The sequence below is a fragment of the Methyloglobulus sp. genome (genome assembly GCF_040079455.1).
Lineage (GTDB): Bacteria > Pseudomonadota > Gammaproteobacteria > Methylococcales > Methylomonadaceae > Methyloglobulus.
This window is the reverse complement of record NZ_JBEBKJ010000012.1, coordinates 49,332-59,830: the sequence shown is the minus strand read 5'-3', so window position 1 is coordinate 59,830 and position 10,499 is coordinate 49,332. Positions and strand designations below refer to the sequence as shown.

The window sequence follows — 10,499 nt, the reverse complement described above, 5'->3', positions numbered from 1 at the left end:
GTCAATGCTTCCATCAAGCTGTGGGTAGCCCTGACTAATTCAACTACCTTCCTAGAGTACCAACGGAAATATATATGTATCTTTACGTAAACACTCTCGGAAATATTATTAGCCAGTTTGTAGCCCCCTATTTGACGGGTTTCGCTACGCTCCACCCGTCTTCATAAAATGGATGAACCTACAATCAAAGGTTTGGCAAATAGTCGGGAAGGTGTTTGCGAATATCTGAGGCACTTTGGGTGGTGATGTTTTTATCAAGCTCGAAGCAGACGTGTTTTTTAATGTGTTCCGGTAAGCACCGGCGTAATAAACCAAGAAAAGAAGGCTCTGCAATAATCAGTAATTGTTCAAATTTGTTGGTATTGTGTGCCGCTTCCAGATGGTGGGCAATGCTATGAGCGAAGTTGTCTGCTTCATGTTGTTTCGGGTCGGTGGGTTGTTCAAGGGCATGGCCGCTACCGTCAGCGCTTTTAATTCTTCCAGGCAAGTCAGTCGTCATTTCGCGGTCATGTAAACGACCTTCGGCATGGGTAAAACCTTCAATTTCGTTTAGTGAAGATGAGGGCGAATCAGCAGTAAAAATGCGTGCATGAACATTATCAGCAACGAGTATCCAGGTTGATTTCATTATTATTTTCTCCAGGGCAGATTAAGGGTAATAAAAAAACCTTTTATTTTATTTTTCTAAGCAGTCAAACCTGATGTTCTTGGACATGACCTGCTATTTTTAGTTGCGTACGTAAATTTTCAAGCTCATCCATCAAATCAAGCGCCAAACCGATACCCGCCAAATTAACGCCTAAATCACGCTGTAACCTGAGGGCTGAACGTACGCGCACCAGATTTACGCCTGAAAAGCGCCATAAACGTAGCTCTCTTCCATCCGGTTCAATAATACCTTCTTCGACCAGACTGATTACCCAATCGGCATGGGTGCCACAGGCGCGACACAACTGCCCTAGTGTCAAAGGATCATCCTCGATGATTGTTCCGGTATGAATTAATAATAGGTCATCTGAGGTCATTGGCTGTCATCCTCCCATAGATTGGCGTGGGTTAAAATCAAGTGCTTGCTGCATATTTTGGTAAGCTGCTTTGGCTTGCTCAGTGTTGGCAGGCGGCAGGACAATTTGCAGGACGACGAAAAAATCTCCCGGCACCTTAGCCGGCAAGCCATGGCCAGCCAAACGTAATTTGCCGCCTTGCCTGGAATTGGGCGGTATTTTCAGGTCAACACTGCCTTCTGGCATAGGCACTTTGATTTTAGTGCCTAATGCCGCTTCCCAAGGGGCAACAGGAAGATCAAGGTATACATCGGTTTCGGAAACACGGTAAAGCGGGTGGTTGTTAAACGCTATTTCAAGAAACAAATCACCTGTCTGACCACTACCCACGCTGGGGTTGCCTTGACCTGCGAGCTTGATATGCTGCCCCGGCTTAACGCCTTTAGGGATTTTGACATTCAGGCTTCTATGCTTCACCTGCAATTGGCCTTGGGCATTCATTTCAGGAGTACTTAAGGAAATAGTGCGTGTTGCCCCATGATAACTGTCTTCAATGTCAATATGGATTTTTGCATGGCTGTCCTGTCCACGCAGGTGTTCACTGGATTGCCGTCCAGTGCCTGCTGACTGGAATCCAGCACGTCCAAACATCTGTTCAAAAAAATCACTAAAGTCGCCGGCATCGCTGCCAGTGAAGCCACCGCCTTTGAATTCAAAGCCCTCATCCCAATTGGGCGGTGGTTTGAAATCCTGGCCGGATTTCCAGTTAGCCCCCAGCTGGTTATACGCCGCCCTTTTTTCAGGATCTTTGAGGACTTCATAAGCTTCTCCCAATTCCTTGAATTTCGCCTCGGCATCCGACTCTTTACTGACATCAGGATGGTATTTGCGTGCCAGTTTTCGATAGGCGCGTTTAACCTCATCCTGGCTGGCATCACGCGAAAGATCCATAATTTGATAGTAATCTTTATATTGCATTTTGAATGTTCTAGCCCATTACAATGGAGTAGTTGTTAACAAATCCCCTGCGGAAGAAATATGTCTTTTTGTTAGTCATTTAAGCACAGATTGAACGGCTTGCAGTAAGTTCATACCATGTCGTTTATTCAAAATCAGACTTCAATATTACTGTCACGACTATTTAAGGGAATCTCTAATAGTAATACGCGATGGATTTAGTAACTGCCCAAAAAGTCCATTTTCCCTATGTCTACGCCGTTATGCCGTAGAATTGCGTACGTTGTGGTGATATGAAAATATAAATTCGGTAGCACAAAATCAAGTAGGTAAGGTTGACCAATAAAGTTGACTTCTTTGCCGCGCAACTTTAGCGTGACCTTCCGCTCTTCACTGCCGTTAATTTGCTCGGCGCTAACAGATTGCAAAAATGCGACAGTCTTGGCGATACGCATCTGTAAGTCAGCAATCGTGGCTTCATTATCTTCATAACTAGGCACGTCGATACCCACAAGCCGAGCAGCGCAACCTTTAACCATATCGGTGGCAATTTGGACTTGTCGGCTAAGTGGATACATATCCGGTGTTAACCTTGCATTGAAGAAAATTGACGGATCGATTTTCTTAGCTTCAGCATGAGCCAGTGCCTTGTCGAGTATCGCTGATAAATTCCCCAACATACGGATAAAAACAGGAATGGAAGCTTGGTACATGTTTAGCGACATAATTTTCTCCAGTGGTTAGTGGCTTATTTATTGCTTATTCTCAGCGTTAATCATCTATTAAATCCTTCGACAAGCTCAGGACGTAACGGTTTGTGTTGATTCCTATAACTCCAGAAAATTTCCAAGCTCTTGCAAGGTGAAATCTTGTCTTACCGCTAATGCCTTATCTTCGGCGGTGTTATAACCCCACAACGCAAAAATTAGTTTAACACTTACAAGACCATCATTTTTCAAAACATTCAACAACGTCGGCAGACGGTCTTCCACAAAAACAATCGTTTCATTGGGATGGATTTTTAACAACCCCTTTAATACTTCAATCTTACTCAAGTTGCGGTCCAACCCGAAAATCTGCCCGTCCGCTAGATTTATCGCATTAGCTTTTAGAATTTGTTTGACGAAACGCTCCTGCTTGGTTGTGACCACATACCAGCGCTGCTCTTCCCCAAGTTTTTGCAACTTTTCGGCGACACCGACGAACAAGGGATTCATATCGATCCAATCCGCCAAATCGTTAGCTATCCAAACATCACGGATTTCACCAAACAATGTTTTCAAATCAGCTACCGTGATTTGGCTACCTTCTAACAAAGCTTGTATCTTACTCGCATAATCGCTGTAAATATCTTCGACTGACTCTCCTAAATGCAACAAGCGCATAGTCAAAATAGCCTCGTAGCCAGTTTCTATGATCGGCCTTATCACTCGAAAGCGATCAATCATCACTTGAGGGACAACTTTGGGCATATCGCCCCAGATACGAGTAGCCGCTTTCCAGCCCGTAATTGCCGTTTCCACCGCGCTGTCACAGATAACGCCGTCAAAATCCAGCGCATAAATAATCGAATTGTTCATTTTTTGGTTAACCGTACCTAGGTTATGAGAGATAGCTGATTTTGCCCCAAATTCATGGACACCCCATAAGCGACTTTTTAGTTTCATTTTCTTCAAAAGTAACGGGGCTGAGATAGCCCAGTTTTGGGTGAATCCGCTTGCGATTGTAATACACTTCAATGTATTCGAACACCTGAAGCCTCTTGTTGCCCCGCTTCGCCTATCTCGCACTAAGGACTCCGCCAATGCCAATGAGGCCTTTAAAAATGGCGGATGCTTATGGGTGATCAGGTAAATATTTGTATCAGCCACAAGGCAATCTTCATTATAAAATTTTTCTTCTCGCCAAAAACTGCGCGATAATGAACCGAGTTTTAACTCAACAAACTGATTTGAATTGCAATCGTGAGTTAATTACAACGATCGGTAAAAACGACCTTTTTTCAAATTTCTTAACGTGCGTGTAATGAATCAGGATATTTCAAATAAGTCACCAAATTCTGGTGACAATCAAATTTCGACTACTTCTTTGCAAGATAAACATCAAAAAACAGAAGCGGCTACGCCTGAAAAAAACACCTACGGCCAGATTTTAAAGTCCTCGGCATTAATCGGCGGGTCTTCGATGATTAATATTGCGATTGGGATTGCTCGCACTAAGGCCATGGCACTGCTATTGGGGCCTTCCGGAGTTGGCTTAATAGGTCTGTATGGATCTATTACTGAACTTACTCAGAGCATTGCCGGAATGGGCATTAATAGTAGTGGTGTGCGACAGATTGCCGAGGCAGTGGGTTCGGGTGATTCAGACCGAATAGCAAGAACGGCTAAAATACTACAGCGAACAGCGATTTTTCTGGGATTGCTCGGTGCTGTTTTTCTATTTGGGTTTTCCACCCAACTGTCCATATTGACTTTTGGTAATGATAAACACGCCAGTGGCGTGGCATTATTATCTATAGCAGTTTTTTTTAATTTAGTCTCTGCTGGCCAAGGGGCATTAATACAAGGGACGCGTCGAATATCTGATCTCGCTAAGATGGGAATTTTAGGGGCACTTTTCGGTACTTTAATCAGTATTCCCTTGGTCTATGTGCTTCACGAAGAGGGCATAGTGCCATCTCTCATACTTGTTGCCGCGATGTCACTAACCACATCCTGGTGGTATAGACGGAAGATAACATTACAAACAACTTCGATGACAGCCGTCGAAGTAGGGCAAGAACAAGCCACTTTGCTGAAACTCGGTTTCGCATTCATGTCGAGTGGTCTGATGATGTCCGGTGCTGCCTACGCGGTACGCATCATTGTCGTGCGTAATGTCGGTTTCGACGCAGCCGGTTTGTATCAATCAGCTTGGGCACTCGGCGGACTGTATGTCGGACTTATTTTGCAGTCTATGGGAACAGACTTTTACCCTCGTTTGACCGCCATCGTCAATGACCACAACGTGTGCAACCGAGTCGTAAACGAGCAAGCTCACGTCAGCTTATTATTAGCGGGTCCCGGAGTAATAGCCACCCTAACCTTTGCCCCGCTGGTCATATCACTTTTTTATACCTCTAAATTTGAAGGTGCAGTTGAACTCCTTCGTTGGTTATGTCTAGGAATGACACTTCGTGTGGTTTCCTGGCCTATGGGGTTCATTATCGTCGCAAAAAATGCACAAAAATTATTTTTCTTCTCCGAATTAGCTTGGACTATTGTCTACCTTGGTCTCGCGTGGATATGTGTAAACATTTACGGTTTGAATGGTGTCGGCATCGCATTTTTTGGATCGTATGCTTTTCATGTCCTTATGATTTACCTTATTGTTAGGCCACTTAGTGGTTTTCGCTGGTCATCTGAAACTTTGCAGACAAGCTTTCTTTTCCTTAGCTTGATTACCGTTGTTTTTTCCAGCTTCTATATATTGCCGCCTTTGTTATCTATAGGGTTAGGCATATTGGCAACCTTATTGAGCAGCGTTTACTCAATTCGAGCCCTCCTCAACCTCATTTCCTTAGACCAAATTCCACGTCCTGTGCTAAAGTTACTGCGGTGGTTTCGTCTTGCACTTCCTAGCCCCCATGAATCCGAAGGCTTAGGCTTTATTGCCAAAACAACCATGGTAGATGGTCGTTTGACAAGCCGGCCGTTGGCAATCATAACGTGGTTAATATTTGCATTTATGGCCTGCACTGCGTTTTTTATGTGGGTTGACTGGCATAAAAAGACTTATGGTTGGTCGGCAGGTCTTGATTATTTTGCCTCATTATTTGGGGCGATTTTTTGAGTGTTAATAACTTCCATCCAGAAACAAGCTGGATGTATTGAACTGAAAAACAACAAATCATAAAAATAAACATCTCTCAAGCCATATGACATACACGCTATTTTCAGCTCAAATCACGCATTCCTTCTTGATCGAAGAATAAAATGGAATTCCCCGTTTTCTCTATCTTAGGTCTAGCACTAAGTTTCTTAAGATTCAAATTGAACGTATCAAATCCCTGATGAGTATACCACCTCCACTTTCGTCACAAGAGGCGACAAACACTTCTCTAGCGATGAATAAATCTTTCCTATTGGCAAACAGTACGTCTTATGAATGGCTTGTCAGGAAGATCCAGGCAATGAATCCCCAAAAAGAACAGGAAACAGTGCTTAGTTCGGTGCAGAAGGCTGCGTGGTTTGCAGGATATTATCACACGGGTCGATTCGCGGATGGAGCGATTGAGAATGTGGCATTCAATATTGGAATAGATTTAGATGCACATAGTCCCGAATTAGAGAGCTTTAAGCTCCCAAGCATTCGTATGTCTGGACGTCGCCGAATTCTGCATGTAACCCCAGGACTCTCAATGGGAGGACATAGGCAATTGTTATACCAGTGGATATACAATGACCGTACCTCATGCCATTCATTAGCACTGATAGACCAAGTGGGTGAGATACCAAAACAATACTATGAGATAATTCAAAACAGCGGCGGTAGCTTAGTGGCACTACCACCTAGCAACTGTTATGAAAAAGCGCAATTATTGCGTGCGTTAGCGAGAAATACCGCTGATTTGATTGTATGGCACTTAATTGGTCCTGATGTAATTTCGATGGTTGCATTCGCAACACATGAATGTCCACCAGTGGTGTTGATAGACCATTGCGACCATCTATTTTGGCTTGGCAGTTCGGTAGCAGACTTGGTCGTCAACTTGCGAACGCTAGGCGCAGAACTTACTGCAGAAAGGAGATTTGCGTCCTGCATTGAAGTTATTCCTATTCCTCTATTGGAATCAAAAAACAATATGTCACGGGGCGATGCTAGGCGCATACTGGGGATTAAAGAAGATCAAATTATGTTGTTGAGCATCGGACGAGCAGAAAAATATCGCCCATATGGTGTCTATGATTTCGTGATGACTGCTAACAAACTACTTGATCGTCAGCAGGATGCTCATCTGTATGTAGTAGGTGAATCAACTGTAGGGATAACACCTTTCTTAAATTGTGCGTTACACGATCGTTTGCATTTCATGGGAAGTATAGACGATCCTTCAATATATCGTTCGGCTGCGGATATTTATCTTGAGAGCTTTCCCTTTGGGTCGCAGACAGCACTATTAGAAGCTGCATTAAGCGGCCTTCCGGTTGTTCCCGCGTACGCTCCGCTGTTTCCCATGCTTGTGGCTAACGATGATGCTCTAACAGATATACTCCCCAATACAAAAAATGAGTTGGAATATATAAAGCGTGTGGAAGCATTGATCCGCGAACCCGAACAACGAGCAGCATTTGGAGATACTCTGCGGAAACGATTGTTGGTAGATCACGTTGGTAACGGCTGGCTGGATCGCCTGACGACTCTGTACCAAACAACCGATCTTCTAACGCACAACCCTAAACTTATTCCTACATCGACATGTACAATGACAGACATGGACATTAGCTTGAGTCAATGGCATGTTGAGGCGCGCAAACCAAACTCGCCATCTATATCGAATGATGATGTGGGGACAGTCTTATGCCATACTGCTTTTGTGTCGAAAGCAGTCGGCGACTTTGCAACAGCCCTACGGTACGCTTGGTGTGCCGTGAAGCATGATCCTTATCGATTTCTAGCGTGGCGTCTACTCTTGATCGCTCTTATGGGTAGAACTGGAAAATTGATTAACCGCGGATTTGGCATCACTGGCCAATTGGTTCAACATTTCCAGAGGTGGCATGAGTTGCTTAGATTACACTTATATCGAAGAGGTTAATCCATGCCTACTGGAGAAAGGGCGTTATGATACGACAAACGGTTGGCAATATATTTAAAACACTCGCGTTCACAGCGCAACGATTTAATATTCGCTTGCCTACAGTGATTCTCACTCCATTGCGTCTACTGCTGCTAAAATTGGTCGAAAACAAAGCCGATTTTCAAGACGTTGCAGATTGGTCACAACCCTTGATTGCCGGACGCGAGATGAAGGATGCCGCTGAAATAAGCATAATGGCACCACAGAATTTAGAAGCGAGCATCATTTCTCTGCCTCCGGTCAAGAATCCATCAGATAGTCTCACCTTGGCGAAGAAGCCTCAAAAGAGCCTGAAATGTCTGCTCGTAACCTCCGCTTTAGATGCCGGAGGCATGGACGAAGTTGTTGTCTTCCTTGCACGCGGCCTTCTCCGCTATAATATCCAGACTGCGGTGTTGCACGCCTCTATGGAGGGTTCACCTGATGGAACACCTAGTGGTCGACTCGGTCGATTGTTGCTGGAATACGGAGTCGAAGCGGTTGAGCTAGACCCTGATAGGGGGATGCCCTGGTTAGAAGCTTGGCGACCAGACGTGATTAGTGCTCACGGCGCACCTTCTTGGGTTCTTGATGCTGCTACCAGATTATCCATCCCATATTTTGACACGCTGCATGGCATGCATTCACACTTCGGCGCAGACTGGGCGATAGAAAATGAGCGCAGCCAGCGACTCACAGGGATCGTTGCCGTCAGTGAATTGGTTCGCCAACAATATCTCAACGGCAATCCCGCCTTTCCCCCAGAGCGGATCGTGACAATTCCAAACAGTGTGGATGCTGAACGACGCATTCCCTGTGATCGGAACAGCTTTCGTTCGCACCTGGGCATTCAAGATGAGTACCTGTTTGTATCATTGGCTCGCCACTGCTTACAAAAGAATACGTACGGACTAGTTGCAGCCTTCGCGGATGTCGTTGCGCTACATCCCGAAGCTCACTTGGTTATCGCCGGTCGCCCCGATGACCCGATGTATTTTTCCCAACTATTAAGGCTGCGTAAAAGCCTAGCTTGCAAAGATCGCATACATCTACGTGACCATATGCCTAATCCTGCACAGTTGTTAGCGGCTTCTGACGGCTTCGTACTCAACTCATTTTTCGAAGGCTGGTCACTAGCGTCAATGGAGGCTCTATACGCAGGAATCCCAGTCGTACTTAGCGAAGTTGGTGGGGCTCGTGAGCAAGTTGGCGATAGTAATGAACGTGGATATGTGATCCCAAACCCGCTCGGTGACCCACTTCGGGTGAACTGGGAAACAATGCGCGAGGCGAGTTATGCACGTCAAGTCAACCGAGAAACACTTATCGCAGCTATAAGTTCGTTAATTACTAATCGTGAAACTTGGCTTGAAGGACGGCAGCGTTTAATAAGCGAATCCGCTGTGCGCTTTCATCCAGATATAAGCCTGAGCAACCACGCCCGAGTGCTTAGGACTGCAACGTACGGTGAGTTTTTAAGAGTCGGTGAGGAGCTGTGAAAATCACATTTATCCTAAATTATGCGGATTGGGGCGGTGGATGCCGCGTAGTTGCGACATACGCGCATCGACTAATGCAGAGGGGACACGACGTAGTTGCAGTCCATCGACCACAGACACTGACACTACGTGACCGTATATCATCGGCACTATCGAATATTTCCAGTACGGCTCGATGGGACCATGCCCGCTCTCATCTCGACGCACTCAGTGTCCCGCAAATTTATCTCTCCGAAGACCGCACTGTCACCGACGCGGATATCCCCGATGCTGATGTGGTCATCGCCACCTATTGGAAAACTGCCCAAGAAGTGTTGGCACTCTCACCTACAAAAGGAGCAAAAGCCTACCTTCTTCAACATTTCGAGGTGGTATTTATCCACTCTAACGAGGATGAGGTCAGGCAGACTTGGACTTATCCTATGCGTAAAATCGTTGTAGCGCCGTGGTTGAAGGAAATTGCCGAACACGAGTTCGGCGACACTTCGGCTATTTACGTACCAAATGGCGTGAATACGCAAGACTTTAGTGCGCCGCCCCGGCAGAAGTGCATTCGGCCAACCGTTGGCTTCGTATTCTCCCATGTAGGCTTCAAAGGTTCGGACATTGCCATCGAGGCCTTTGAGTTACTTAGAAAGGAAATTCCCGATTTACGGCTCATCGCCTTCGGTAACTCGTGGAAAAGGGGCTTGAAGAAAGGACCCTCCCTGCCAAAATGGACTGAGTACCAAGTGCTTCCAGCTCAGAATAAAATTCCTGACATCTATTCACAATGCGATGTGTGGGTATGCGCAAGCCGTAGCGAAGGATTCGGTCTACCGATGCTTGAGGCTATGGCATGCCGTACCCCTATTGTATCTACCCCTACGGGGATTGCCCCGCTGTTGGCCGAGCGAGGTGGACTTCGGCTGGCACCTCATGAAGATCCTGAGGGACTCGCACTCGAAATCCATCATATTCTCAAGTTACCCACCAATGAATGGACTAAGCTATCACAAGAAGCCTATGCAACAGCACAACAATTTGATATGGAGGAGTCGGCTTGTCTGTTTGAAAGAGCACTAGAAACTGTTATTGCAGAACAGTAAGCTTTGGATTTTTGGCATATAAGATATCTTCCTCAAGTAAAGCTATCACTACCCTCCTTTGGGCGTAAAGTATCCACATAACTTTTCATATCAATAAAAACAATGGACTGAGAAGTCGCCATGATCCCTC

At 45.5% G+C, this 10,499-nt stretch carries 10 protein-coding genes and 1 pseudogene; 4 read left to right on the top strand and 7 right to left on the bottom strand.

The features are described from left to right. Positions 1–184: 184 nt before the first annotated feature. The 6 genes and pseudogenes from ABL924_RS04805 to ABL924_RS04780 form a co-directional block, all read right to left on the bottom strand. Positions 185–628, bottom strand: coding sequence for a host attachment protein (locus tag ABL924_RS04805; protein ID WP_349025931.1), 444 nt, complete (start codon positions 626–628; stop codon positions 185–187). Between the two features lie 64 nt (positions 629–692). After that, positions 693–1,025 carry a chaperone modulator CbpM gene (locus ABL924_RS04800; protein WP_349025930.1) on the bottom strand — a complete coding sequence of 111 codons (333 nt, stop codon included), beginning with the start codon at positions 1,023–1,025 and terminating at the stop codon, positions 693–695. Positions 1,026–1,031: 6 nt separating this feature from the next. Beyond that, positions 1,032–1,982, bottom strand: a complete 951-nt coding sequence (locus tag ABL924_RS04795; protein WP_349025929.1) for a DnaJ C-terminal domain-containing protein — start codon at positions 1,980–1,982, stop codon at positions 1,032–1,034. 197 nt (positions 1,983–2,179) lie between these two features. Continuing rightward, positions 2,180–2,686 carry a DUF1993 family protein gene (locus tag ABL924_RS04790; RefSeq protein WP_349025928.1) on the bottom strand — a complete coding sequence of 169 codons (507 nt, stop codon included), beginning with the start codon at positions 2,684–2,686 and terminating at the stop codon, positions 2,180–2,182. Between the two features lie 102 nt (positions 2,687–2,788). Next, positions 2,789–3,628, bottom strand: a complete 840-nt coding sequence (locus ABL924_RS04785) for an HAD family hydrolase (RefSeq protein ID WP_349025927.1) — start codon at positions 3,626–3,628, stop codon at positions 2,789–2,791. Then, positions 3,594–3,713 (bottom strand): annotated as a pseudogene (locus ABL924_RS04780) (IS3 family transposase); the annotation flags it as partial. The pseudogene ABL924_RS04780 and the gene ABL924_RS04785, both read right to left, overlap by 35 nt. A 273-nt stretch (positions 3,714–3,986) precedes the next feature. Here ABL924_RS04780 and ABL924_RS04775 point away from each other — a divergent pair. From ABL924_RS04775 to ABL924_RS04765, 3 genes are all read left to right on the top strand, one after another. Then, the gene (locus ABL924_RS04775; RefSeq protein WP_349025926.1) at positions 3,987–5,795 is read left to right on the top strand and encodes an O-antigen translocase; all 1,809 of its coding nucleotides are present in this window, start codon (positions 3,987–3,989) and stop codon (positions 5,793–5,795) included. A gap of 274 nt (positions 5,796–6,069) precedes the next feature. Beyond that, positions 6,070–7,761, top strand: a complete 1,692-nt coding sequence (locus ABL924_RS04770; protein WP_349025925.1) for a glycosyltransferase — start codon at positions 6,070–6,072, stop codon at positions 7,759–7,761. Between the two features lie 26 nt (positions 7,762–7,787). Then, positions 7,788–9,281 carry a glycosyltransferase family 4 protein gene (locus ABL924_RS04765; protein ID WP_349025924.1) on the top strand — a complete coding sequence of 498 codons (1,494 nt, stop codon included), beginning with the start codon at positions 7,788–7,790 and terminating at the stop codon, positions 9,279–9,281. A 9-nt stretch (positions 9,282–9,290) separates the two neighbouring features. Here ABL924_RS04765 and ABL924_RS04760 read toward each other — a convergent pair whose 3' ends face one another. After that, on the bottom strand, positions 9,291–9,488 hold the full coding sequence (locus ABL924_RS04760; protein WP_349025923.1) for a hypothetical protein: 198 nt from the start codon (positions 9,486–9,488) through the stop codon (positions 9,291–9,293). Between the two features lie 68 nt (positions 9,489–9,556). On the opposite strand from ABL924_RS04760, the gene ABL924_RS04755 reads away from it, so the two are divergent. Continuing rightward, positions 9,557–10,369: a glycosyltransferase family 4 protein gene (locus ABL924_RS04755; RefSeq protein WP_349025922.1), complete on the top strand. Its 813-nt coding sequence runs from the start codon at positions 9,557–9,559 to the stop codon at positions 10,367–10,369. The last annotated feature ends 130 nt before the right edge of the window (positions 10,370–10,499 follow it).

Coding starts and splice junctions, on each gene's coding strand:
- ABL924_RS04800 (WP_349025930.1), bottom strand. CDS start 1,025: ATGACCTCAGATGACCTATTATTAATTCATACCGGAACAATCATCGAG.
- ABL924_RS04785 (WP_349025927.1), bottom strand. CDS start 3,628: ATGAAACTAAAAAGTCGCTTATGGGGTGTCCATGAATTTGGGGCAAAA.
- ABL924_RS04770 (WP_349025925.1), top strand. CDS start 6,070: ATGAATAAATCTTTCCTATTGGCAAACAGTACGTCTTATGAATGGCTT.
- ABL924_RS04805 (WP_349025931.1), bottom strand. CDS start 628: ATGAAATCAACCTGGATACTCGTTGCTGATAATGTTCATGCACGCATT.
- ABL924_RS04790 (WP_349025928.1), bottom strand. CDS start 2,686: ATGTCGCTAAACATGTACCAAGCTTCCATTCCTGTTTTTATCCGTATG.
- ABL924_RS04765 (WP_349025924.1), top strand. CDS start 7,788: ATGATACGACAAACGGTTGGCAATATATTTAAAACACTCGCGTTCACA.
- ABL924_RS04795 (WP_349025929.1), bottom strand. CDS start 1,982: ATGCAATATAAAGATTACTATCAAATTATGGATCTTTCGCGTGATGCC.
- ABL924_RS04775 (WP_349025926.1), top strand. CDS start 3,987: ATGAATCAGGATATTTCAAATAAGTCACCAAATTCTGGTGACAATCAA.